We start from the raw sequence: 24,686 nt of genomic DNA, 5'->3' as shown, positions 1-24,686 counted from the left end.
AATTTAGACAAGCGATAATAGGATTTTTATTTGCACATATATTTATGAAATTCCTGTTGTTGTGTTTGTTGTTTTTGATTCATGGGGTTGGGACAGCCGGTTGTGAGGGTGACTTTAAAACCATTGCTGAGATTCAGGGTGTCGGTGACACCAGTCCGCTTCTTGATCAGACTGTTACTGTCAGGGCAGTGGTGTCAGGGGTGTTTGTAGACAGTGGTGAACTGGATGGTTTTTTTGTGCAATCATTGCAGCCGGATAATAACCCAAATACCTCAGAAGGCTTATTTATCTACACCCGACAATGGCAGCCGGCGGTGGCTGTGGGCGATGAGGTGAGCGTTTCAGGGCTGGTTTCAGAACAACATGGTTTAACCCAATTACGCGCAGTCAGCCATATTACTCAGTGTGGACAGCATTCAACATTACCTGAAGCCAGCGTGATTGAATTGCCTTTAGATGATTTGAACCTTGAAACCCTGGAAAATATGCGTGTTGCCGTTAGAGATGCAGTGGTTACCGATGTGTATCAGTACCTTAAATTTGGTGAAATCACGGTGTCGTCTGAGCGCTTGTTTTCGACCACCAGTTTGGTTGCGCCCGGTCCAGCGGTTGAGCCGCTGGCCGCTTCTCAACGCAGAGATCAGCTGGTGGTGGATGATGGGCGATTACAGGCCTATGCCAGACCCTTTGCTGTAGGCCATGACGGCCAATCGCCGGTGTCAGCCGACAATCCCATGCGCAGTGGTTACACTGTTTCCGTCGAGGGTATTTTACATTATGCTTTTGGTCAATTTAAAATACAGCCCACGGCGTCTATAAGTCTTAAGCCGCAATCCAATTTCAGATCATTTCAACCCGATCGTCCAGAAGGTGATTTGACCGTTGCCACTTTTAATATGGAAAACTGGTTCACGGATTTAAATGACGGCCCTGAACGCTGTGGCACCATCATAGGTATGGGTTGCCGAGGTGCCTTTAGTGACAGCGAACAACAGCGACAATTACAGAAACTGGTGGCCGTTATCCAGCAACTGGATGCATCAATTATTGGTTTACAGGAATTACAAAACAATCCCCGGGACTCGCTTAATCAATTGGTTGATGCCTTAAACCAAGCGGCCCAAAAACAACAATGGGCTTATGTGGATGCAGGACAACTGGGACAGGATGTGATTAAGGTGGGATTGATTTACCAGCCGCAACAGGTCATGCCGGTGGGACCTTATGCGGTGTTAAGCCGTGATACGGTTGCGGATTTTGAAGACCACCGCAATCGGGTGGTATTGGCACAAACTTTTCAACACCTCGCCAGTGAGACTCTGCTGACAGTGGCTTCGCTGCATTTAAAGTCCAAAGGTTGTCGCGATGCGCAGGGCGCAGAAATGGCACAGGATGACGGTCAGGGCTGTTATAACCCGACCAGAACCCGGGCTGCTCGTCAGATTGTTCGCTGGATGGAACAAGATCCCACCGGTATGGGGGCAGAGATACGTATGATTGTCGGTGATTTTAATTCTTATCAAATGGAAGACCCCATTCAGGTATTTGAACAGGGGGGTTATGTGAATTTAGCCCGGGAGTTTCTGGGGGTTGAAAATTGGACCACATCTTACCGCGGCAAAGTTGGCTCCCTGGATTATATTATGGCTAATAATGCCGCTTTGGCTCAGGCTGCGGGTATCACCCAATGGCATATTAATGCCGATGAAATACGTGATTTTGGTTACAGCATGACACCCTTAGAGGGTCCTATACAACGACCGGATAATTTTTACCGGGTCAGCCCGTTTTCCTCTTCAGATCATGATCCGGTGATGGCGGGTTTTTATATGTCAAAACACGACGACGAGACGTTAAGTCAAAAAAAGCCGCGCTGACGGCGGCTTTTTTTGGCAATCTGAAGGTTTAGGCCGGTTGTAACTGAAGTCTGTATTTTTGTATGGTCCCGGCAAAATCCTGCAACATTTGAATACCACTGTTTTCGGCTTTCTGACACCATTCTTTCAAAGCGCTTATCATGTCTTCAATGGATTGGCCGTTGTTGTTCCAGATAGATTGTAATTCTTGTTTGAAAGACAATAAAATTTGAACAGTTTCATTATCACTGAATTGGGCATGAAGTTGTTCGCCTTTTCGCTTCAGGTAACGTTTTTCCAATGATAAAAGACGGGTGTATTTTCTCACCTGTCTGCGCATGGCTTTAGAAGTGGTGGCGTATTCCTGATGAAGCTGTGGCTTGATGACATCGTTGATGTATTTTTGCAAGACATTAAATTTGTGGGCCATCAGGGCTTTGATGGTTTCGTTATTTATGGCCTTTGATTGACTGTCCAGGCACAATTGAGGGACTGTTTTTTTAATCTCACACAGGCCGATTTTATTCAGAAATTGAATGGTGTACCAGCCGATGTCGTGTTCACCTTTTTTGTGGGCAAATTTACAGGAAGCTGGAAAAGCATGGTGATTATTGTGCAATTCTTCACCATAGATAAAAAAAGCAAAGCGGGTTAAGTTTCTGGAACTGTCATCGGTGCGGTAATTGCGGTAACCGCTGAAATGACCAAGACCGTTGATCACGCCGGCGGCGAAAAAAGGTATCCAAATCATTTGTATGGCATACACCAACAAGCCGATGACACCGAATAAAACCACATTCAAAACTGCCAGTAGCACAATACCCAAATAGTGAAAGCGGGTGTACAGGTTGCGCTCAATCCAGTCATCGGGTGTGCCGTGACCATACTTGGTCAGAGTTTCTGAATTTTTGCGTTCTTGTGTATATAAAGTTACACCATGAAATAACACTTTTTTTATACCGTGAATTTGGGGACTGTGCGGGTCATCTTCAGTTTCACAATAGGCATGATGCTTTCGATGAATCGCGACCCAGTCTTTGGTCAGCATGCCGGTGGTGAACCACAGCCAGAAACGATAAAAATGGGCGATGATTGGGTGTAATTTAATGCCCCGGTGGGTTTGGTCCCGATGTAGATATAAACTGACACCGGATAAAGTAATTTGAACAGCCGCCAAAGTAATCAGAGTGATTTGCCAGGCCGAGAGATTCAGCAATCCTTGTTCAAGGAAGTCTAAAAAGGTGTACATAAAATAAGGGTTTCGTTTGGTAATGAAGCTCACTATAATGAAAAATGTTTTTAATAGCCAGAAAAAACCTGTCACAATATGACTGAACCGCCGCAAAACATGCTGATTGAGCTCGACAACTTGTCCGTTATTCGTCAAGGTCATCACTTACTGCAAAACATATCGATGTCTTTGCCGACACAAGGACTTGTGGTGGTTTTGGGTGCCAACGGGGCCGGAAAATCATCGCTCTTACGGGTTTTGGCCGGAGTCAGTGAAGCCACAGCCGGAAGCATCAAGTTTCGGTCTGATGTGCGAATCGGGTGGATGCCGGAACCGGCCTGTTTTTTCCCGCAATTGACGGTTCATGAACAACTCTTGTTGTGGGCAGATTTGCAAGCGGTGGAACAAGCCCAAACGGCGGTTGAACAGATGATGACCGATTGGGGGCTTGTCGGGGTCAGAAACCAAACAACCCGTCACCTGTCTTTGGGCTATCGTCAGCGGCTGAGTCTGGCCATGGCTCTGTTACCTGCGGTGGATGTGTTGTTATTGGATGAACCCATGAATGGTATGGATCCGGATTTAATGCAGCAATTTAAAAACCGTTTAACTGAATTAAAACAGCGTCACCTGGTGATTTTGGTCACCCACTTGATGGCTGAAGTCAGTGTGCTGAGTGATTGGGTGCTGGTGATGCAACAAGGTCAAATCATTCTGCAACAGGATGTGCGTACCCAGAATATCGATGCCGTGGGTTTAATGAATCTCTACCAACAAGCCTTTCAACAATGGCAACAACAGCTTAAAAGTGCGTAAGGTGTTTGGACTCTATCAGAAAGAGTGTAAAACCTTGTGGCGACAATCCCGCCTGTGGTTAATCATGGCAGCGCTGGCTTTTCTTATCAGTTGGTTGTTTCTGCATATGCTGGACCGTTACCTGGCGTTACAGCCGGAATTGTTAAAACTCAGCGCACCACCGAATCTGACGGATGCGTTATTGCTGCCGTTAAGCCATAATCTGGTTAAAGTGCTGTTGTTGTTGGTATCAGTCACCGCCGGTACCGCTGTGGCAGAAGAACGCCAGTCAGGCACTGTAACTATGTTGTTGCGTGCCCAAAGGCGGCACTGGTATCAATCTGTGGTGATGTGCAAATTCAGAAGTCATTTATGGTTGCTGCTGTTTCCGGTGCTGATCTTGTTGGTGGTGGCTGTTATGCTGTCATTGGGTGGGGTAATCAATTGGTGGCAGGTGGGTGTTATGTTACTCGGCTGGCTGCTGTTTGGCAGTTGGTTAATTGCTGTGGCTTTGTGGTTGTCCTCACTGACCCGGCAAACCGGCTTTGCGGTACTGCTTTGTCTGGTGGTATTGAGCGGACTGTGGGTGGTTGGTGGCCAGGCCGTTTTTGATGAATATGGAATTAACTGGTTAAATCTGATGTTGCCTGAACATCACCTCAACGGGTTATTCAACGGCCATCTCAATATATCTTCCGTGCTGTATTTTATCGGTGGCGCGGCATTATTTTTATACTGGTCTCAAGCCAATATTCACCGGCTACGTCATCAGTTATGAATCGGTATCATTTCAAACAGGCTTTGTTGGGATTGTTGCTATTGGCTGTTGTGATGTGGTCTGCTTTGATGGTGCCGCCGATTAAACTGACATCGGGTTATTTTGATCAGATCAAGAATCAGGATTTGTCCGCATGGCTACACGAAATACCGGCATTGCAGATTGAAGTGATGGCCGCACATGACAGTACCGCCGGACGTTATGTGGAAAACTTTTTAACACCTCTGATGCCTTATTGGTCTGATCTAACAGTGGATTATGTTGATCCGACCCGACACCCTGAAAAAGTACGCAGTTATGGTATTCAGTCCCGAGGGGACATGGTGATTCACCACCAGGATCGTCACTTTGTATTGTCCAGTCTGTCTTATGAAACCCTGTTTAATGGTCTGCAAAGCTTACTCAATCCACGCGCCGGTTGGGTGCTGGTGTTGGATGATTTTGGGTCTCAGTCACTGGGTTTGGAAACCGTTGGATTGGGTCGGTGGATTAACATGTTGCAACGACTCAATTATCATGTTACCACGATGGCCTGGCGCCCCAACCTCAGTTTACCCAATGATGTTAAAGCCATTGTGTTGGCCGATCCCCAACAGGCACTCCCAGAACCGGCTTTTCAATGGCTGCAACAACAATTGCAAGCCGGTGTCGGCCTGTGGTGGTTGAGCAATCCTGAATCGATGGCATCACAAGCGCGCTTGAGCTTACTGTTTGATGCCTGGCCGGCGCAAAACACCGATAATAACAGTGGCCAAATCAATTATCAGGCCAGCCACCAGATTACCCGTGATTTTACCTACCCAACCATCTGGCAAGGGCTGGCAACTTTTGAAACAGATGGGCAGACCGTATTGAGTACTGAATCGGGCGCGGTGTTTGCAGCCACCCATGAATCACAATTCGGCCGCCTGTTGTTGGTGGGCGACAGTGATTTTATCAATAATGAGTTATTGCAAAGCGGTGGTAATCAGAGCCTGTCTTTACGCATGTTGGATTGGGTGATGGGTTATGATAATCGGATTAATGTGCCGGATTTAAGTGCCGAAAAAAGTGGCTTATTTTTAACCGAAGATCACATTATTTTGATGAGTACAATTTTATTATTGCTGTTGCCGGGTTTTGGCTTATTGACAGCTGTCTGGTTATGGTTCAGCAACCGGCGCCGTAAAACTTAAAACAACTGAGGTTTCATGGATATTTCAGAGATTCGAACAGATTACGTTAAATCCGGTTTACAGCGCCGCGATTTAAATGATGATCCATTACAACAATTTACCACCTGGTTTGAACAGGCCAGGGCTGCTGAGTTGATGGAAGTGAATGCCATGTCTTTGGCCACCGCTGATGCCGCCGGTCGACCGGATGTGCGCACAGTGCTACTGAAGATATTTGATGAACAAGGATATGTGTTTTTCACCAATTATAAAAGCAGTAAAGCCCGGCAACTGGCGGCCAATCCGCAAGCCGCCTTGTTATTTCCCTGGCTGGCTTTGGAACGACAGGTTCGGATTGTTGGTCGGGTGGAGAAAATATCCGGGGCCCAATCTTTAAAATACTTCAGCAGTCGTCCGCGCGGATCACAATTGGGGGCCTGGATTTCTGAGCAAAGCCAACCGATCCAAAGCCGCGAAAAACTCAACCGGTTGATGCAACAAATCAAAGCCCGTTTTGCCGCCGGTGAAATTCCATTACCCAGTCACTGGGGCGGCTATCGCGTGGTGCCGGATCATTATGAATTTTGGCAAGGTCGGGCCAATCGCCTGCATGACCGCTTTAGTTACGATTTAACCGATGCCGGGTGGCAAATAAAACGCCTGGCACCTTAAGGATTGACACTTAAGGACGGGTTGGCGACTTTATAATCCGGGTCTTCGATTAAATTGACTTCCACCAAATCGCCGGCTTTATGCAACAGGCCTTTACATTCCTGACTTAAATGTCGGTAATGCAGGGTTTTACCGCGCCGTTGGTAGCGGTCAGCCAGTTTGTCCAGGGCTTCTATACCTGAATGGTCATACACCCGTGCGTCCATAAAATCCACAATCACATCATCCGGGTCTTCAGCCGGTGAGAAAATGTCCTGAAAATTATGAATTGAACCAAAAAACACCGGGCCAGATAAATGATAGATTTTTGAACCTGTGGTGTTGATTTCGGTTTTGGCATCAATGCGTTTAGCGCCTTTCCAGGCAAACACCAGGGCGCTGACAATGACACCAATAATGACTGCGATGGCCAAATCGGCAATCACCGTGATGCCCGATACCAATACGATAATAAAAATCTCAGATTTCTGAACTTTTGTAATCATGCGTAAACTGGCCCATTCAAAGGTACCGAGCACCACCATAAACATGACGCCCACCAAAGCGGCCAGCGGAACCATCTCAATCCAGCGCGAGCCAATCAGAATAAACAACAATAAAGCGATGGCTGCTGTGATACCCGATAAACGACCACGACCGCCGGATTTAATGTTAATCATACTTTGACCAATCATCGCACAACCACCCATGCCTCCAAACAAACCGGTGGTGAAGTTGGCAATACCCTGGCCCAAACATTCACGGTTACCATTACCACGGGTTTCGGTAATTTCGTCGATTAAACTCATGGTCAATAAGGATTCAATCAATCCCACCGCCGCTAAAATTAAGGCATAAGGCAGAATGATTTTAAATGTTTCCATGGTTAAAGGCACAGCGGGAATGGCGAATGTCGGCAAACCACCGGCCAATGTGGCGGTCGGATCGCCGGACTCACCACGGACATAATCAATCACATTCGGAATCGGTATGTCTAATAAGATAACCAGACCGGTGACCGCCACAATGGCCACCAAAGAGGCTGGAATGGCACGGGTTAATTTTGGCAGGTAATGGATAATTAACATGGTTAAAAACACCATGCCCAACATCCAGTACAAAGTGGCACCGGACATCCACACCCGTATGCCTTCGGCATTAATCACTTTAAACTGACCTAATTGTGCCAGAAAAATTACAATCGCCAGGCCATTCACAAAGCCCAGCATCACCGGGTAGGGAACCATCCGGATAAACATACCCAAACGCAAGATACCGGCCAGCATTTGAATCACACCGGTGAGCACCACCGCGGCAAATAAATATTCAACACCATGTTGAGCCACCAAAGCCACCATGACCACAGCCATGGCGCCGGTGGCACCTGAAATCATGCCCGGACGGCCACCAAAAATAGACGTTAATAAGCCTACCATAAAAGCCGCATACAAACCCACCAGCGGATCCACCCCGGCCACAAAGGCAAACGCCACGGCTTCCGGCACCAAAGCCAGGGCCACGGTGAGACCGGATAAGACATCGTTTTTGACGCTGTATTGAATGCGTTTTGAAAATAAGCTGAACATGGCAAAAGGCCGGCTAAAAAGGCGTGGTATCCTACCTTGATTTACCCAAAAGTCAATCTTTTCAATGGTTTTGACAGCCACAAATGCTTTTACCATAGATTTAATACCCATAAGAACACTGTATTAACAACAAAAATATAAGGGTCTTTAAAAATAATTGTGTGTGCTTAATACAGAACGTTGCGAACTGTGTGGTCAAGAATAATTGTTTAAAACACGTAATTGTTACCAAAAACTGTCGGGGTCTGCTTTACAATACGCCATGGTCATTTATCCTAATCGTTGTATAAGAGAATATAATTCATGACAAGATTTATCAGCTGGCTTCGAACCGGCAGTTTAATCCAGCAAATTATTGTGGCATTGGTTCTGGGTGTTTTATTGGCAATGATTTGGCCGGAGGCAGCGCTGTCCAGTGGTATTTTGGGAAGTTTATTTGTCAGCGCATTAAAATCGGTGGCCCCGATATTGGTGTTAATCCTGGTGGCCGATGCCATTTCAAAACATCAAAGTGACCAACCTTCCAACATAAAAAGCATTCTGGTTTTGTATATTTTTGGGACATTTGCCGCAGCCATAACTGCTGTGGTTATTAGTTTTTTATTTCCAACCACACTTGACTTAAGCCTGGTAGAAAGTGATATTGCACCACCCGGCGGGATTGGTGAAGTGCTCAAAACACTGGCGTTTAATGTAGTGGACAACCCGATTCATGCTTTATTAAATGCCAATTATATTGGCATTTTGGCCTGGGCAATTTTAGCCGGTCTGGCTTTACGACACACCGATGGTACCAGTAAAAAAGTACTGGCTGATGGGGCTTTCGTAATCAGTAAAATTGTCGGTTGGGTGATACGTTTGGCGCCGATAGGTATTTTCGGACTGATTGCTTATGCCATTGCTGACACCGGCTTTGGCGTTTTGGCTACTTATGGTCAGCTAATTGCCATTTTGCTGTCGGCCATGTTGATCGTGGCGTTGTTATTAAATCCGCTGATTGTCTGGATTAAATTAAAACACAATCCGTATCCTTTGGTGTTTCAATGCCTGTCCCAAAGTGGTATCACCGCATTTTTTATGCGCAGTTCGGCGGCCAACATTCCGGTGAACATGAAATTAGCCAAAAAAATGGGGCTGCGGAAGGAAACCTACAGTATTTCCATCCCCTTGGGTGCCACCATCAATATGGCCGGTGCGGCGGTGACCATTACTGTGATGACTTTGGCGGCAGCTCACACGGTCGGTATTGAAGTGCATATTGTCATTGCCTTTTTATTGTGCCTGTTGGCCACCATTGGCGCCACCGGCGCTTCCGGTGTGCCCGGAGGTTCCTTGTTGTTAATACCGATGGCCTGTAGTCTCTTTGGTATTGATGACAGCGTCGCGGCCCAAGTGGTGGGCATTGGTTTTATTATTGGTGTGATTCAGGATTCGGCTGAAACCGGTCTCAACTCGTCCACAGATATTTTATTCACTGCCGCGGCAGATTTGGCCAGTCAGGAACGGCTGAAAAAAGTCGGCACTAACTGATTATTCAAACCCATTGGCAAAGATTAAATCATTCGCTGCCGGTATAATGCATTGCGGCGCAATACTTGCCATCTGCTCCACATGATCACGCATCACATTGGGTACCCGTTCGGGCTGAACGCCGTATGAATGATTTTTTCCCAGGGTCAGTGAAATATTATTGAGTCCGCCGCTGAGTAAGTGACAATAACTCATGATGGTACCACTGCCTTGCCCGGCAGGACCGGGCAGAACTTGGGTACCCGAAAAGCAGCCTGATTCGCCATTGTAGCATTCATCCACCGGATTGGGATTACCGCCAATACCGGCATAACAATGGGTATGGGGGGAATCAAAATTATGACCTAACTCATGCGAAGTGACCACAATATCCCATATGGGTGATGGGTTTCCGGGGTTAAAAGCGCCCGATAAACCACCACTGACACCATATGCACCCCCGTATTTGTCTAAGTCGGGGTAAGGCAGCCCACAATTGTAACTACTGATATTATAATTGAATGGACCGTTGCACAGCACACCTTTCCAGGCTATACCGCCGCCTAAACTTTTACCACTCATAAAATGGGTGGTTGCCCGGTTAATGGCCTGATTATTGTCATTCCAATATTTGCCCAATTCCATCAGAGCACAAGCCGAATTGGTTGCGTTCCAGGGATCACTGGGGGTTGTCCATAAACTGATGTTACCCACCAAAACAAAAGTATTTATCTCGTTGTAGTACATGGACGATAAATAACCGATGAGACCCGTGATGTAGTTAACCTCGGCATTAGTGTCATTGAAAATCTGGTAAAACTCATAATCAGTTTCAATCGCAACAGTGAGCTGATAATCAATGTTGGGACCACGCTGGTGGTTGGTTTGGTCACGTTTTTTTAGGCGCAGAGTCTCAGGTAATTCGAGATAATCTTTGGGGTTGTAGTAGCGGTTGTCTAACAAGGTCAGGGTCTGGGTATCGGGTGATGTGAGCCCCAAATGGTTTTCCTGAACCTGATGAATAACAAACTTTCTGCCGTCAGCCAAATCGAGAACACCTTCTATTTCGCCATTCTCTAAAAAACCGATAAAAATTCGGCTGTTGTCCAGATTTTCGACCTCTCCCATAAAATACACATTATTGGGCATGGGTTCAATACGGGTGCCACCATCACTGTGAACAGTAACCCGGGCATCTGCCGCAAAGACTTTTAATCGCTTTAAATGTAGGGTGACCCTATCGAAATCCCCAAGCTTAACCTGCTTTATATGTAGGGACTGACCCGGTGGGGTGGATTGAATAATAGATAAATGACCACTGTCCGTTAATGAAACTTCATGGCTGTGCACCATGGTGGTGATTAACAATAAACAAAATAAGATGACTTTCATTGGCTTTCCCCGCTGTTGTAATTATTTTAACGGAAAAAACAACCTTGAGCCAGCGAATTTTAATGTTTTGACAGTGTTCGCTGAATTGACTTTCTAATTGGGACACACGTGTTTGCGTGTGCCCCATAGACACATAATTGGTTAAGTACGTTTGTTGTGAATCAGCAGGGTTGATGCAATCATTAATGACATCAATAAGGCCAATGCCCAAAAGCCCAAAGTGGGAACCGGTGCGGCGGGTACCGCTACAACGACTTCATCACCACTGACCAGCACATCATCAATTTGAACATACCAGTCCCAATCGCCATTGTTAGGGTTGTAATAACGAAAGCGAATAATGACATTCGATTGGCCGTCATAGGCACTTAAGTTCAGATTGATGGCTTCACCAGGTGTGCCACGAAAAGTTCCGTGGTCTTCATTCCAACTGAGCTCATTAGTCCATGAACTCCCGCCATCGGTAGACACATCGATATCAAAAAAGTCAAGATTAGCAATATTCTGATAATTGGCCAATAAATCCAAGGTGGTGTTGGAGTACATCGATAAATCCATGGCCGGGGTCCACAGCTCGGTATCGTATTCTGCAGAACCAAAAACATCACTGCTGACACAGGCGGCGTCACCGGTTCCGCCGGTAAAATTGCCAGACTCACCGCAACCGGCCACATTGGTCCAAACCAGGCCGGTACCCTCATTATCAACCACCGTCCAGGTACCGGGGATACCTGTGTTAAAATCTTCTGACATAACCACCGCCGCATTTACCGAGGCAGTCCCCAAGGCGAGCAAAGCGCTAATCAATAGTTTCATATTAAACTCCTACTTTTTAACAATATTGTAATCATAACCTCAACCAAGCACTGTTATGGATTTAACGAAACCATAACATCTCACTTACTATATAGAATTTTACTTATTTTTGGAAGAAAATACGCATAATTTTATAAAATTATCGCCGTTTTAGTCGAAAAACGGCTTTTTGCAACTAAAAGAAGAGATGAAAATTGTCCTGACTACATCTTACTTAACCTCAGCCGGAAATTGGTAGGTGCTGCCGGCATTAAAAAGTTTAAATTTAAGCATCACTTGATGGAAAAGTCGGCTGTTAAGGTGGTGATTCAGCCAATGCTGAAGATGCGGCCAGTCTTGACCATCGAACCAGTTTTTATCGACAAAGGCATATTGACGGATAAAAGGCATAATGGCGATGTCGGCCAGTCTGGTATCATCTGAGATGAGGTTGGCTGACTGTTCAAGTCGTTGATTTAAGGTGTTTAAAAAGGGCAGGGTATTGGCGCGGTGTTTTTCAAAGCTCAGTTCTGGATAGCCAACATGGTATTTATAGCGATCGAGCAGGGGTTTAAATTGCCGGTCGTATTCTTCGATCAGGGCCAGGCTGTGGGCTTTATCAGCCAGCCAGTTTTCAGGATCATTATATTGTAAAACATACCGCATAATATCCAGGCTTTCATCAATAACCTGACCGTCTTGTAATACCAATACCGGCACCGTGCCCTTGGGTGAGGCTTTGAGCATGGCGGTAGGTTTATCTTTAAGGATTAGCTCGCGTAATTCACAATAAAATTCACTGACGGCAATGGCCATCCGGGCGCGCATGGCATAGGGGCAACGACGAAAACTGTATAAAACAGGTAATTCTTGGTTTGACATCATTAAATTAAAGCAAGGATTGAACACGGCCGACCTGACCGCAGGTGAGTTCGACTTTGATACCGTGGGGATGGGATTCCGATTTGGTTAACAGACGTTTAACCCTGCCTTGTGTCAATTCCCCACTGCGTTGGTGCTGCTTTTGAACAATACGGACTTCGCTGCCGGGCTGAATGTCTTTTCTGAGTGGTTTTTGCATGGCTCTGATTATAACAAAGAATTACCAGGGAATGGGCTTACCGGCGTAATCTAAGAACAGGGCTTCTTGGTTTGTTGTGTGGGTATTTTGTTCAATTTGTTGCTGCAGCATCTCGGCGGTTTCGTCCACTGTTTGTAGTTGGCCTTCAGGTAAACGCTGTTGGAAAGGCTTTGACAGAGCGGTGTCGGTGGTCCCCGGATGGAGTAACAGGCACTGAATATTCGGGTATTTGCGCTGCCATTCAATACTTAAGGTTTTAACGCCCATATTAAGAGCGGCTTTACTCATGCGATAGGCATACCAACCGCCTAAATGGTTGTCTTCAATACTGCCGATACGCGCGGAAATGGAGACAGCCACCGCTTGTTTCGAATGACTGAGCAGTTGTTCAGCCTGTTGTAGCACCAGTAAATGCCCGATGGCATTGACTTGGTAGTTATGTTGAAAATTATCGGCTTGAACTTGTTTCAGCGATTTTTCCGGTTGGTAGTTTTCCGTGTGTAAAACACCGGCACAGTTAATCAGCACATCTATGTGTGTAATTTCAGTTTGCAGGTGATCGAAAGCAGCCACGATAGAATCCGGATGCGTTAAATCACAATACAGTTGTTGTGACGATGTCTGATTTTTTGAAAACTGTCGAGATGTCGTGATTACGTGATGGCCTTGTGTTCTGTAACGTTCCGCCATTGCCAGACCAATGCCCTGATTTCCGCCAATAATCAATACATTATACATAGTGCAGACTGGATGCCTTGGTCAATGGTTGGGTTCTGAAATTTGAATCCTGCCTGTTGCAGTTTTTGCGGCATGACCTTGGCATCGGCCAGTAGTAATTCATCGGCCAAATCCTTAAACACCAGCCGTGCCAGGGCTGCCGGCATCGGAATAAAGGCCGGGCGATTAAGCTGTTTTGCCAGGGTTGTGGTGAACACTCGATTACTCACAGGATTTGGCGCGGTGATATTCACCGGGCCGTCCATGGGCTTGTCGAGTAAAAACATGATGGCATGACTGACATCGGCTAAACTTACCCAGGAATAGATTTGTTCACCGGAGCCGATGCGTCCGCCTAAACCCAGTTTAAAGGGCAGTAGCATGTTTTTCAGCGCACCGCCTGATCGATCAAGCATTAAACCAAAGCGTAAGTTGGTGACACGGGTATGTGTATCCGCCAGCTTCTGTGTGGCGGCTTCCCATTGGACCGCTAATTCAGCCACAAAGTTATCACCGGCAGTACTGTCTTCGGATAATGTTTCACCTGGGCGGTGGCCGTAAAATCCAATGGCGGAAGCACATAAAAAATGTTGAGGTTGTTTTGCATGGCTTTGCATTTCATTGACCAGCCATTCGGTACCGTTGATTCGGCTGTCGCGGATAAGTTGTTTATAGTCCTCAGTCCAGCGTTGATCGGCAATACCGGCACCGGCCAGATGAATAACGGCGTGTGGGGATTTGATGCCGAGTTGTTCTAACGTGGACTGGTAATTCCAGGTGGGGTGATGGGGAACGGATTTGTCCCGTTGCAGCGCCAATGGTTGATAGTTGGCGGACAGGTCAGACATTAATTGTTGGCCCAACATGCCGGATGCACCGGTGATAAAAACAATGGGTTTTGCTGAAGTTGACATAATGCCTGTCTTTTTTAAAGAGATTAATGGTATCTCATTGACTGTGAAGTGTGTGTCAAAGCTTAACCGGCCATTTGTAACACCAACAAAACACCGGCGACACTAACCAGGGCGCCTGTTAATTTTCGTGTGTTCATGTCCTCTTTTAAAAACAACCAGCCGAGAATAAAAATAAACACGGCGGCGGTTTCGTTGAGTATTGATGCCACTGAAGCGTCGGTGTATTTATAGCCGGCCACCCACACCATGGTGGACAGGTATTGACCCAGAAATGCCCCGAAAAGTAGCCACCAACGGCCATGACCGTGCCAGGCATTAAGCGGATTCAGACTGCGGTTTAACAAAGCATTAAACACCAGCATCGAAACCAGTCCGCCGACAGTTCGAATAAAAATAATCCAGAAAAATGGTAACTCGGTGGTGATGGGCTTGACAATAACAATGCCTAATGCGGTGCAAAAAACTGCCATCGCCGCAAACACAAAACCAATCACCGGTGGATGGGCGATGGCCAGAGATTTTTTGCGTAGACTAATTATGGCCACGCCGAGCATCACCAGTATCATACCCATAATTTGCCAGCCATTGAGCCGCTCACTGAGGTAAAAAAAGGAAATAAACACCACAAATGGACTGTAAAGTGATCCAGTGATGCCGGTGAGGCCGGCGCCAATCAACTGCAAGGCCCGCAGATAGAACATGTCGGCCAGCATAATCCCGAAAAAGCCACTGATCAAAAGAATCATCCAATCCTCACCACTTAATTCAGGGGGCACAAAACCATCGGTGAAATACAGTGTGGGAATCATCAACACAAAGGTCAGGACAATTTTAAACAGGTTCATGGCACTGACACTGCTGTGCTCACCGGCTTTGCGATAGCATATCACCGCAATCGCCCACAGTAAGGCGCACAATAAAGACAGTATTTCACCTAAACCAAACATTAGTTTATATTTATCGAGACCTCTGCATAAGTCGTGAATTAAGTAAAAATGTCTGAAATCCTGAATTTCTACGTCAGAAAACTTAGCAATAGCTATTGCTATTACTTGCGTTTCCTTCCTTGAACTTCAGAATTTCAATCATTTTTTCAATAACCCAGACTTATGCAGAGGTCTCTATCAGGAATTAATTGTAAAAAGTCGGGATTGTAAGCGATATTTTTATTCAAACCATTATAATTATGCACTTTGCATACATATTTTTGAGGTTAATCATGACATCAGGCTTAAATAAATTAATGTGTTCAGTTTGTCTGCTGGTAATGTGCTTATCGGTACAATCAGCGGATCAAGAAGACAATAAAGATAAATGGGATGTAAATAACCCGCCCGGCGAAAAAGTCATGGTGGATATTAACACCGAAACCGGCACCTGGATGAACCTGGATGTCAGTCCTGACGGGCAAACCATTGTGTTTGATTTATTGGGAGATATATACACCATGCCCATTTCAGGTGGGGAAGCCACTAATATTACCAATTCTATGGCCTGGGATATGCAACCGCGTTTTTCACCGGATGGCCAACAACTGGTGTTTACCTCGGATCAGGGTGGTGGTGATAATATCTGGATTATGAACACCGATGGCAGTGATGCCCGGGCGGTGACCGATGAAAAGTTTCGATTGCTCAACTCGCCAGCCTGGTCACCGGATGGTGAGTATATTGTGGCGCGAAAACATTTCACCGGTATGCGCTCCCTGGGTGCCGGCGAAATCTGGCTGTACCATAAATCAGGCGGTCAGGGTGTGCAACTTAATAAACGGCCCAATGAACAAAAGGATTTAGGTGAGCCCATTTATACGCCGGATGGAAAATACGTATTATTTTCTCGTGATTCTACACCCGGTCCGATATTTGAATACTCTAAGGATTCTAATAACCAGATTTATGAAATCTTTGCCATTGAACTGGCCACCGGCGAGATTAAGCCGTGGGTGTCAGGACCGGGTGGGGCGGTCAGACCAACACCGTCTCCGGATGGTGACTCACTGGCTTTTGTGCGTCGAATCCGTGCTGACAGTGCGCTGTTTGTTCAGGACCGCACAAGCGGTGAATTAACACCCATATACACCGATTTGACCCGCGATATGCAGGAAACCTGGGCGATTCATGGGGTTTACCCGAATTTTGCCTGGATGCCTGATGGCAAAGACATTGTGTTTTATGCCCAAGGCGGTATTCACCGCATTAATGTGGCATCCAAAGAAGTGACACAAATTCCTTTTAAGGTAACAGATCAACGCGAAATCCGTAAAGCCGTGACGGTTAGCAATGAAGTGGCGAAAGATGAATTTGATGTCAAAATGATGCGTTGGTTACAAGTCCGTCCAGATGGTCAGCAAGCCCTGTTTCAGGCATTGGGTTATATTTACACAGTTGATTTGCCCGATGGTCGTCCGCAACGCTTAACCAAACAAAGTGAACATTTTGAGCTGTATCCACGTTACAGTGCCGATGGAAAACACATTATTTACACCACCTGGCATGATCAAAAACTGGGTACAGTGCGATTGGCCAGACTCAATGGTCGCAGTGAACAACTGACAAAAACACCCGGCCATTATGTTAATCCGGTGCTGTCGCCCGATGGCAAAACAGCTGTTTTTGAGGCCATCCAAGGCGGTTACCTCACCAGCCCCTTGTATTCTCACGATACCGGTATTTTTAAAGTGAATGTTCAATCAGGCGAGCGTACCAAGATTGCGGATTCCGGCAGTGAACCCTTCTTCACCAACCATAACGAACGCATTTATTTTACCGGGATGGACAAAAACGGTGAAGTCTTGACCGGTCAGTTATATTCCACGGATAAGAACGGCAACGACAAACAAAAACACTATCAGGGCCAATGGATCAATCATTTTAAAGTATCGCCTGATGAAAAATGGCTGGCATTTATTCAGAATTTCCAGGTCTATGTCACACCTTTTGTCAGAAATGGACAATACATTGCCACCGGTTCAGGTGCCAAGAATTTACCGCTGCAAAAATTCTCCACCTATGCCGGTAAAAATCTGACCTGGTCGAAAGATTCTAAGGAATTGAGTTGGGCCATGGGACCGAAATTATATCAACAGCCTTTATCTGCGGTGTTTGATTTTCTCAATCAGGATGAGACCGAAGAGAAACCCGAGCCACAACAAACCACCATTCAATTAACAGCTCAAACGGATAAACCCAGCGGGTTGGTGGCACTTAAAGGCGCTCAAATCATCACCATGGAACAAGTTGATGGTGAGCAACAAGTGATTGATAAGGGTGTCATTGTGATTAAAGACAACCGCATTCTGTCAGTGGGAGCCGATGTTGAGATACCGGAAGGTGCTAAAGTGATTGATGTCACCGGTAAAACCATTATCCCCGGTCTGGTGGATGTCCATTGGCATGGCCCTTATAGTAATGATCAAATTATTCCTCAGGAAAACTGGAACGCCTATGCCTCCCTGGCATTTGGCGTCACCACCACCCACAACCCATCGGCCGATACCCAGGCGGTGTTCGCCGCTTCAGAAATGCAACAAGCCGGCTTAATCACCGCACCGAGAACCTATTCAACCGGCACAATTCTCTATGGAGCCACCCACTTTTTCACTGCCAAAGTGAATACCTTAGAGGATGCGCTTTCGCATTTAAAACGCATGAAAGCCGCCGGCGCCTTCAGTGTTAAAAGTTACAACCAACCGCGCCGTGACCAGCGTCAACAAATTTTAGAAGCCGCCCGTGAAACCGGCTTAATGGTGGTGCCCGAAGGAGGCTCTTTGTTTATGCACAATATGAGCATGGTGGTGGATGGTCATACCGGTATTGAGCATTCCATTCCGGTGGCCGCTATTTACGATGATGTGAAACAACTGTGGGCCGGTACGGAAACGGCTTATGTGCCGACTCTGGGTGTCGGATACGGCGGTATCTGGGGCGAGCGTTACTGGTATGATAAAACCGATGTCTGGAAACACCCGATTTTATCAAAATACGTGCCTGCCAAGGTTCTGGAACCGGCTTCTGTGCGCCGTTACAAGGCACCGTTAGAAGATTACAACCACTTTAACAATGCGCGGGTTGCCACCGAACTGCAAAATGAAGGTGTTGATGTGTTATTGGGCGCGCATGGTCAACGTGAAGGCCTGGCAGCCCATTGGGAAATGTGGATGTTCGGGCAGGGCGGTATGGAACCTTTAAATATCATTAAAGCCAGCACCATCGATGGCGCAAAATATATTGGCATGGATAAAGACTTAGGTTCATTAAAAGCCGGTAAACTGGCCGACTTAGTGATTCTTAACCAGGATCCGCTCAAAGACATCGAAACCAGCGACGACATCCACCAGGTCATGCTTAACGGCCGGCTTTATGATGTCGACAGCATGAATCAGATCTATCCAAAAGAAAAACAACGCTGGGCTTTTTATTTTGAGTAAATTAACGTTATATAGCTACTGGCGCAGTACGGCAGCTTATCGGGTTCGTATTGCTTTGAATCTGAAAGGCTTAGACTATGAAACAAAAGCCATTCATCTGGTTAAAGACGGTGGTGAGCAGCATTCTGATGCTTATCGAGGTGTCAATCCGCAGGGTCTGGTGCCGAGTTTGGTAACCGCTGAGGGTGATGTGATCACCCAGTCGATGGCCATTATGGAATACTTAGACGAGCTTCAGCCTGAACCGGCTTTGTTGCCCGAAAATCCGGTGACCCGGGCACAATGCCGTGCTGCGGCACAAACTATTGTCTCGGATATTCATCCTTTGGATAATTTACGGGTATTGCAATATCTAAAAAAACAAGGTTGGCAACAAGACCAAGTTGATGACTGGTATGCGCACTGGATTCATCAGGGTTTTAAAGCCTTAGAACAACAGGTCAAAACCGGTACAACGGATTATATGCACGCCGATCACCCATGCATTTCGGACATCTGTCTGGTGGCGCAGATTTATAATGCCAATCGCTTTGATGTACCGCTGGATGATTACCCACGATTGACTGAAATTAATCGGCGATGTCTGGTGTTGAATGAGTTTGCCAATGCCGCCCCGGAGCAGCAACCTGATGCGCCTGAGGTATTGAGTTAATTGAATAACGCAAAAAATACCGGTGCTTATGATGTGATTATCCTGGGCGCCGGTGCCGCAGGTTTAATGTGCGCCAAAACAGCTGCTGCACGTGGCTTACAGGTTCTGGTGCTGGAAAAGTCCAATAAACCGGGTAAAAAAATCCTCATGTCCGGTGGTGGGCGCTGTAATTTTACCAATATGTACTGCGCGCCTGAATACTTCTTATCGGCCAATCCGCATTTTATGAAGTCGGCGCTCAGTCGTTATACCCAATGGGATTTTATTCAGTGGGTGGAAGACAAGGGCATTGCCTACCATGAAAAAGAACTGGGGCAGTTATTCTGTAACCGCAGTGCCAAAGATTTATTGAATGCTTTATTGGCAGATTGTGAAGACCAGGGTGTGACCTTGCATTGTGATGTCACCACCGAACAGGTGGTCACCGGATCAACCATTAAAGTACAAACCACGCTGGGCGCATTCACCGCACCGCAGTTGGTTGTGGCCACCGGCGGCTTGTCGATTCCGAAAATGGGTGGTTCTGATTACGGTTATCAACTGGCCCAACAATTGAGTCTGGACATCTTGCCCAAACGGGCCGGTCTGGTGCCGCTGATGTTTTCTGACGAGCATAAACAACTGTTTGCAGATTTAAGTGGCAGCAGTGTACGCGCTGAAGTCACCGCCGAAAACGGCCAATCTTTTACCCATCAGATCCTGTTCACTCACCGTGGTCTCAGCGGCCCGGCAATTTTGCAAATTTCCAGCTACTGGCAACCCGGTGAGAGCATCATCTTGAATTTAATTCCTGATCATGATTTTCTGGCGAATTTAATCGAAGCCAAACTAAACACACCCCAATTATCCGTGTTGCAGGTGCTGCAACGGTTTTTACCCAAACGTCTGGCAGAAACATTGGGCAAATTTATCAGTGGTGCTGATTTACATCGGGAACTACAAACATTCAGTCAAAAGCAACTCGCCGTCCTGGCTGAAATGTACACTCAATGGGTTCTGAAACCGGCAGCCAGTGAAGGCTACCGAACCGCCGAAGTGACTTTGGGTGGTGTGAATACCGATGGCTTGTCATCAAAAACCATGGCTGTCAAAGATCAGCCTAATATCTACTTTATTGGCGAAGTGGTCGATGTGACGGGCCATTTAGGCGGCTTTAACTTCCAATGGGCCTGGTCTTCGGGTTATGTGGCAGGGATGAGCTTAGAGACTTTTTACATTACTTGAGCAAATGTTATGGGATTTGATAGTGACCTTTAACACTTTAACCGATTTCTGGTTTCTAATTGTTTAATTTGACTTTTATGTATAAAGAGTCATTCTTCTTATCTATAATATATGCCTTCTAAAATATTATTTTTTTAAGTTTGTGAAGTTATTTCTTTTGGTGTTGTTTATTATTCAAAGTTCTGTTGTATTGCCCAATAATAAAGTTTGTGAGTTTGAATCGAGCTCATTAACTGGTATTAATAATGGTTTTGGGAATTGGAAGAGAAATATTGAATATTATATTTCTGTCCAACAGCTTTATGCCTTAATTCAAAAAAAAGCTTCACTTTTTATGGTCGATTTAAGAGTTGGTAGAAATTATGATCTTTACCATATTAATGGTTCATATAATTTTCCACGAGAAACTTTATTAACACGACCACAATTAAAAAATAAACACATTGTGCTTATTAACGATGGTATAGATTATAAAAGGTCGGAAGAATTATTACTTAAATTGAAAAAGATTGGTTTTAAGGAGGTTATTATCTTAGATGGTGGAGTCCCATATTGGTTAACAAAAATGGAAAAAGGTAATGAAATACTATTCAATAATAATGTGAGTTTTGATGGTTTATTTAATGAAGATTTAACTGATTGGACTATTTTTAATTTGACCGAAGATGTGTTTGATCTTTCTCAACATACTAATAATGTTTCTATAAAAAAAGCCAATAAGGATGCTAATCCTGCAAAGCTCAAGCAGCTTATAGGGAATTCAACCTCACTTGTTGGAAATGTTCTCCTGATAGCAAATGATAACTTTATAGATCTTTACAAAAATTGGCAGTCTAAATTGGATGCTAATATTTTTGTCATGAGTGGATCTGATTTTAAGTCTGGATTGAATAAGAAAGATTTAAATAAAAGAATAAACCGATATAAAAAGCGAACAGATGGAGCTAGTTTTGCATGCGAATAGCCATTTTTATCAGTATTTTGGCCATTATGGCGACAGTTGTATTTCTCAAATATGGTCAAAGATCGGAGATTGTCATAGAGCCTGTGTGGGATGGAGTAAAATCTATTCGATATGGTTTTGAGCTGAAAAACAAGGGTTCTAAGTTGGCAAAGGATATTGTTTTTAAAGCCTACGCGCCTGTTTCATTGACCTCAAGTCAAAAAGTTAAAGCCATTAAAAGTAGCCACGAGTATTTGATTGAAAGTGATGAAATGGGGAATCAGCTCTTGGTTTATTCACTTCCTGAAATCCCGCCCTTTGGGACTTTAAATATACAAATAACGGTTGAAATTGAAACATCTGACATTGTCGCTCAAGGTTACAAAGATGATGCGTTGTATTTTAGTGAGCAGCCGGGTATTGAAATAAATAATGAAAATGTGATGCAAGTCGCTAATTATATTAGCAATAAAAGCCATAATGCACCACAAGAAATTTATAATTGGCTGGTCGAGAATTTAAATTACACGGGTTATGGTTACACTGATAAAGGTGCAGCCTATGCAGCTGAGTATCTTGAAGGTGATTGTACAGAATACGCCTATTTAGGAACTGCAGTCGGACGTTTATTAAGTATTCCGAGTAGAGCCGTAAATGGATATGTCGTTGTTAATGATGCTAAATTAAATATATCAGACTATCATACTTGGACGGAAATGTGGTTCGACGGCGGTTGGCAGGTTATGGATGCCCAGAAGCAAAATAATTTTGACAAGCAGTCTGACTATATCGCGATGTCAATTTATAACGATAGTTTTAAACGAAAAGGTTTCCAGCAGTTCTGGATATCGAACAATGATATAAAAGTAATGATGAAGTAGAACAATAATAATTAAAAGCTTCATATAAAAAACAATAAAAAGAGTTGGATTATGGAAATAAAGAGAGGACGGTTGTTGGCATGCTTGCTCATGCTTTTTGCTTTATGTCGCGTGGACGCGGTCACATTTACTTCAGATACTTCAATAGGTGTAACCGATACAACCTATGATGGAGATTCATTAATTGTCGATAATGCCGTTTTAACCATAGATGGTGTTCATCAATTCCAATCAATTGATCTAATCAATGGTGCTACTTTAACTCATAGTGAAGGTGTCTCAGGCGTACATCTAACAGTTACGGATGTGGCAATAAGTGCTGATTCATCAATTGATGTGAGTGGTAAGGGTGCGGCGTATGACTCTAATGCTATTCCTGCTTATGTAGGTGCAAGTTACGGTGGTTTAGGGGGTTTAAATAATGTTAATGATTCCACAAACTCAGTTTATGGTGATTTAAGACAGCCTGTAGATTTGGGCACTAGTGGTTCATTTAATCGAGGCGGTGGTTCATTGCGTTTAACGGTTAGCAATGTTTTGAACTTGTCAGGAACCATAAAAGCTGATGGATTAAATGAATACCCCCATAATAGTGGTGGTAGTGGTGGTTCCCTTTGGTTAGAGGTTAACGAAGTAACCGGCATAGGAACTATTAGTGCTAATGGATCAAAAGCAAGTAGTAGTTCGGGTGGTGGCGGACGAGTAGCCGTTTATTATGACACTTTAAATGGTTTTAATTTAACTAGTCAGGTACAAGCCTTTGGTGGTTATGTAAGAGTTCCTCCCAATAAAAACCATCATAACGGTGGAGCCGGAACGATTTACCTTAAAGACAATGCAGCCCCTTTAGGCGAGATTATTATTGCCAATGATGTTGATTGGATTGAAGGGGCAGCGTCACCGCTTGAAACCCCAACTTCGGGTGTGATTGTCGAACCGATTACCATAAAACATGCCCGGGTTGATATTGGCTCGTCAGTGAGTAATTTACTGTCAATCACCGCTGAAGACAGTGTAATTAATCAACCACATGATCTGGTTATCGATAGTCTGATACTGACTAATGACAGTCATTGGGTGCAAGGTGGTGAGCTAACTGTTAACAACACCTATGATATCCAGAATTCCAGTGTGGATCACCAGGCGAGTTTTACCATTCCTGAAACCACGCCTTATGTTATATCGAATGGCGCACATGAAGTTCTCAATGCGGTGCATCCGGCCTGGACTGAGATAAGTGTCGAAAGTGGTGCGCATCTACAGATTAATGTTAACCAGCCACAACTTATTGATTTAAGCATTGATTCGGCTGAAGTCGAGATTAATGTGCCACAAACACTCACCAATTTGGATTTAAGCAATGGCGCCATACTAACGCACGGTCAAGGTGTCTCAGGCGTACATCTAACAGTTACGGATGTGACAATAAGTGCCGATTCATCTATTGATGTAAGTGGTAAAGGTGCGGCTTATGATTCAAATATTATTCCTGCTTATGTAGGTGCAAGTTACGGTGGCTTAGGAGGTGTTGACAACACTTCTAAATCCAGTAATCCAACGTATGGCGATTTAAGACAGCCAGTTGAGTTAGGTACCAGTGGTAATTACAACCGAGGTGGTGGTTCTATTCGCTTAACAGTGAGCAATATTTTGAACTTGGCAGGAAGCATTAAAGCTGATGGATTAAACGAATACCCTCATAATAGTGGTGGAAGTGGTGGTTCAATCTGGTTAGAGGTTAACGAAGTAACCGGCATAGGAACTATTAATGCTAATGGATCAAAAGCAAGTAGTAGTTCGGGTGGGGGCGGACGAGTAGCCGTTTATTATGACACTTTAAATGGTTTTAATTTAACTAGTCAGGTGCAAGCCTTTGGTGGTTATGTAAGAGTTCCTCCCAGCAAAGATCATCACAACGGCGGTGCCGGAACGATTTATCTTAAAAACAACGCTGAACCCTTGGGTGAAATTATTATCGCCAATGATGTTGATTGGATTGAAGGGGCAGCGACGCCGCTTGAAACCCCGGCTTCAGGTGCGATTGTCGAGCCAATAACGATTAAACATGCTCGGGTTGATATTGATTCTTCAGTGAGCAATT

General features: G+C 45.1%; 21 protein-coding genes. 12 read left to right on the top strand and 9 right to left on the bottom strand.

Annotated features, from left to right (window positions below):
• Positions 1–44 precede the first annotated feature (44 nt).
• Entirely contained in the window at positions 45–1,877 is a 1,833-nt protein-coding gene (locus IEV16_RS10555) for an ExeM/NucH family extracellular endonuclease (RefSeq protein WP_188365674.1), read from the top strand.
• A 28-nt stretch (positions 1,878–1,905) separates the two neighbouring features.
• Here the strand turns inward: IEV16_RS10555 and IEV16_RS10550 are convergent, their stop codons facing one another.
• On the bottom strand, positions 1,906–3,105 hold the full coding sequence (locus tag IEV16_RS10550) for a DesA family fatty acid desaturase (protein WP_188365673.1): 1,200 nt from the start codon (positions 3,103–3,105) through the stop codon (positions 1,906–1,908).
• Positions 3,106–3,183: 78 nt separating this feature from the next.
• Here IEV16_RS10550 and IEV16_RS10545 point away from each other — a divergent pair, with 78 nt between their 5' ends.
• Genes IEV16_RS10545 through pdxH form a run of 4 tightly spaced genes read left to right on the top strand, consistent with a single transcriptional unit; the run spans position 3,184 to position 6,486 of the window.
• Positions 3,184–3,903, top strand: a complete 720-nt coding sequence (locus IEV16_RS10545) for an ABC transporter ATP-binding protein (protein WP_188365672.1) — start codon at positions 3,184–3,186, stop codon at positions 3,901–3,903.
• Positions 3,896–4,660 carry an ABC transporter permease subunit gene (locus IEV16_RS10540; protein WP_188365671.1) on the top strand — a complete coding sequence of 255 codons (765 nt, stop codon included), beginning with the start codon at positions 3,896–3,898 and terminating at the stop codon, positions 4,658–4,660. Before IEV16_RS10545 ends, IEV16_RS10540 begins: the two co-directional genes overlap by 8 nt.
• Positions 4,657–5,835, top strand: coding sequence for a motility-associated ABC transporter substrate-binding family protein (locus tag IEV16_RS10535; RefSeq protein ID WP_188365670.1), 1,179 nt, complete (start codon positions 4,657–4,659; stop codon positions 5,833–5,835). Before IEV16_RS10540 ends, IEV16_RS10535 begins: the two co-directional genes overlap by 4 nt.
• 15 nt (positions 5,836–5,850) lie before the next feature.
• On the top strand, positions 5,851–6,486 hold the full coding sequence (pdxH, locus tag IEV16_RS10530) for a pyridoxamine 5'-phosphate oxidase (protein ID WP_188365669.1): 636 nt from the start codon (positions 5,851–5,853) through the stop codon (positions 6,484–6,486).
• On the opposite strand, the gene IEV16_RS10525 is transcribed toward pdxH, so the two are convergent.
• Positions 6,483–8,147: a SulP family inorganic anion transporter gene (locus tag IEV16_RS10525; RefSeq protein ID WP_229728325.1), complete on the bottom strand. Its 1,665-nt coding sequence runs from the start codon at positions 8,145–8,147 to the stop codon at positions 6,483–6,485. The genes pdxH and IEV16_RS10525 overlap by 4 nt on opposite strands.
• A 207-nt stretch (positions 8,148–8,354) precedes the next feature.
• Here IEV16_RS10525 and sstT point away from each other — a divergent pair, with 207 nt between their 5' ends.
• Positions 8,355–9,581 (top strand): serine/threonine transporter SstT, encoded by a 1,227-nt coding sequence (gene sstT, locus IEV16_RS10520; RefSeq protein WP_188365668.1) that lies wholly within the window; start codon positions 8,355–8,357, stop codon positions 9,579–9,581.
• Here sstT and IEV16_RS10515 read toward each other — a convergent pair whose 3' ends face one another.
• From IEV16_RS10515 to IEV16_RS10485, 7 genes are all read right to left on the bottom strand, one after another.
• Positions 9,582–10,952, bottom strand: coding sequence for a M12 family metallo-peptidase (locus IEV16_RS10515; protein WP_188365667.1), 1,371 nt, complete (start codon positions 10,950–10,952; stop codon positions 9,582–9,584).
• Positions 10,953–11,093: 141 nt separating this feature from the next.
• Positions 11,094–11,768 carry a choice-of-anchor J domain-containing protein gene (locus IEV16_RS10510; RefSeq protein ID WP_188365666.1) on the bottom strand — a complete coding sequence of 225 codons (675 nt, stop codon included), beginning with the start codon at positions 11,766–11,768 and terminating at the stop codon, positions 11,094–11,096.
• A 210-nt stretch (positions 11,769–11,978) separates the two neighbouring features.
• Complete coding sequence (locus tag IEV16_RS10505; protein ID WP_229728324.1) at positions 11,979–12,632, bottom strand: glutathione S-transferase; 654 nt, start codon at positions 12,630–12,632, stop codon at positions 11,979–11,981.
• Positions 12,633–12,636: 4 nt separating this feature from the next.
• Complete coding sequence (locus IEV16_RS10500; protein WP_188365665.1) at positions 12,637–12,828, bottom strand: YwbE family protein; 192 nt, start codon at positions 12,826–12,828, stop codon at positions 12,637–12,639.
• 21 nt (positions 12,829–12,849) lie between these two features.
• A complete protein-coding gene (locus tag IEV16_RS10495) occupies positions 12,850–13,566 on the bottom strand; it encodes an SDR family NAD(P)-dependent oxidoreductase (RefSeq protein ID WP_188365664.1) in 717 nt (238 codons plus the stop codon).
• The gene (locus IEV16_RS10490) at positions 13,551–14,459 is read right to left on the bottom strand and encodes a TIGR01777 family oxidoreductase (protein ID WP_188365663.1); all 909 of its coding nucleotides are present in this window, start codon (positions 14,457–14,459) and stop codon (positions 13,551–13,553) included. Before IEV16_RS10490 ends, IEV16_RS10495 begins: the two co-directional genes overlap by 16 nt.
• 62 nt (positions 14,460–14,521) lie before the next feature.
• Positions 14,522–15,406, bottom strand: coding sequence for a DMT family transporter (locus IEV16_RS10485; protein WP_188365662.1), 885 nt, complete (start codon positions 15,404–15,406; stop codon positions 14,522–14,524).
• A gap of 272 nt (positions 15,407–15,678) precedes the next feature.
• Between IEV16_RS10485 and IEV16_RS10480 the strand changes: the two genes are divergently transcribed.
• The 6 genes from IEV16_RS10480 to IEV16_RS10455 all read left to right on the top strand — a co-directional run.
• Positions 15,679–18,885: an amidohydrolase family protein gene (locus tag IEV16_RS10480; protein ID WP_188365661.1), complete on the top strand. Its 3,207-nt coding sequence runs from the start codon at positions 15,679–15,681 to the stop codon at positions 18,883–18,885.
• Positions 18,878–19,537 carry a maleylacetoacetate isomerase gene (gene maiA / locus IEV16_RS10475; RefSeq protein WP_229728323.1) on the top strand — a complete coding sequence of 220 codons (660 nt, stop codon included), beginning with the start codon at positions 18,878–18,880 and terminating at the stop codon, positions 19,535–19,537. Before IEV16_RS10480 ends, maiA begins: the two co-directional genes overlap by 8 nt.
• The gene (locus IEV16_RS10470) at positions 19,538–20,761 is read left to right on the top strand and encodes a BaiN/RdsA family NAD(P)/FAD-dependent oxidoreductase (protein WP_308611187.1); all 1,224 of its coding nucleotides are present in this window, start codon (positions 19,538–19,540) and stop codon (positions 20,759–20,761) included. It abuts the gene before it with no gap.
• A 142-nt stretch (positions 20,762–20,903) separates the two neighbouring features.
• Positions 20,904–21,725, top strand: a complete 822-nt coding sequence (locus tag IEV16_RS10465) for a rhodanese-like domain-containing protein (protein ID WP_188365660.1) — start codon at positions 20,904–20,906, stop codon at positions 21,723–21,725.
• Positions 21,716–22,585, top strand: a complete 870-nt coding sequence (locus tag IEV16_RS10460; RefSeq protein ID WP_188365659.1) for a transglutaminase-like domain-containing protein — start codon at positions 21,716–21,718, stop codon at positions 22,583–22,585. Before IEV16_RS10465 ends, IEV16_RS10460 begins: the two co-directional genes overlap by 10 nt.
• A 90-nt stretch (positions 22,586–22,675) precedes the next feature.
• On the top strand, positions 22,676–24,686 hold a 2,011-nt coding region (locus IEV16_RS10455), incomplete at its 3' end, for a hypothetical protein (RefSeq protein WP_188365658.1).

It is taken from the genome of Marinicella pacifica, from assembly GCF_014636635.1.
Classification (GTDB): Bacteria; Pseudomonadota; Gammaproteobacteria; order Xanthomonadales; family Marinicellaceae; genus Marinicella; species Marinicella pacifica.
This window is presented reverse-complemented; position numbering and strand designations above follow the sequence as displayed.

Coding starts and splice junctions, on each gene's coding strand:
- sstT (WP_188365668.1), top strand. CDS start 8,355: ATGACAAGATTTATCAGCTGGCTTCGAACCGGCAGTTTAATCCAGCAA.
- pdxH (WP_188365669.1), top strand. CDS start 5,851: ATGGATATTTCAGAGATTCGAACAGATTACGTTAAATCCGGTTTACAG.
- IEV16_RS10550 (WP_188365673.1), bottom strand. CDS start 3,105: ATGTACACCTTTTTAGACTTCCTTGAACAAGGATTGCTGAATCTCTCG.
- IEV16_RS10525 (WP_229728325.1), bottom strand. CDS start 8,147: ATGGTAAAAGCATTTGTGGCTGTCAAAACCATTGAAAAGATTGACTTT.
- IEV16_RS10490 (WP_188365663.1), bottom strand. CDS start 14,459: ATGTCAACTTCAGCAAAACCCATTGTTTTTATCACCGGTGCATCCGGC.
- IEV16_RS10495 (WP_188365664.1), bottom strand. CDS start 13,566: ATGTATAATGTATTGATTATTGGCGGAAATCAGGGCATTGGTCTGGCA.
- IEV16_RS10555 (WP_188365674.1), top strand. CDS start 45: ATGAAATTCCTGTTGTTGTGTTTGTTGTTTTTGATTCATGGGGTTGGG.
- IEV16_RS10535 (WP_188365670.1), top strand. CDS start 4,657: ATGAATCGGTATCATTTCAAACAGGCTTTGTTGGGATTGTTGCTATTG.
- IEV16_RS10485 (WP_188365662.1), bottom strand. CDS start 15,406: ATGTTTGGTTTAGGTGAAATACTGTCTTTATTGTGCGCCTTACTGTGG.
- IEV16_RS10505 (WP_229728324.1), bottom strand. CDS start 12,632: ATGATGTCAAACCAAGAATTACCTGTTTTATACAGTTTTCGTCGTTGC.
- IEV16_RS10500 (WP_188365665.1), bottom strand. CDS start 12,828: ATGCAAAAACCACTCAGAAAAGACATTCAGCCCGGCAGCGAAGTCCGT.
- IEV16_RS10480 (WP_188365661.1), top strand. CDS start 15,679: ATGACATCAGGCTTAAATAAATTAATGTGTTCAGTTTGTCTGCTGGTA.
- IEV16_RS10460 (WP_188365659.1), top strand. CDS start 21,716: ATGCGAATAGCCATTTTTATCAGTATTTTGGCCATTATGGCGACAGTT.
- IEV16_RS10545 (WP_188365672.1), top strand. CDS start 3,184: ATGACTGAACCGCCGCAAAACATGCTGATTGAGCTCGACAACTTGTCC.
- IEV16_RS10515 (WP_188365667.1), bottom strand. CDS start 10,952: ATGAAAGTCATCTTATTTTGTTTATTGTTAATCACCACCATGGTGCAC.
- IEV16_RS10510 (WP_188365666.1), bottom strand. CDS start 11,768: ATGAAACTATTGATTAGCGCTTTGCTCGCCTTGGGGACTGCCTCGGTA.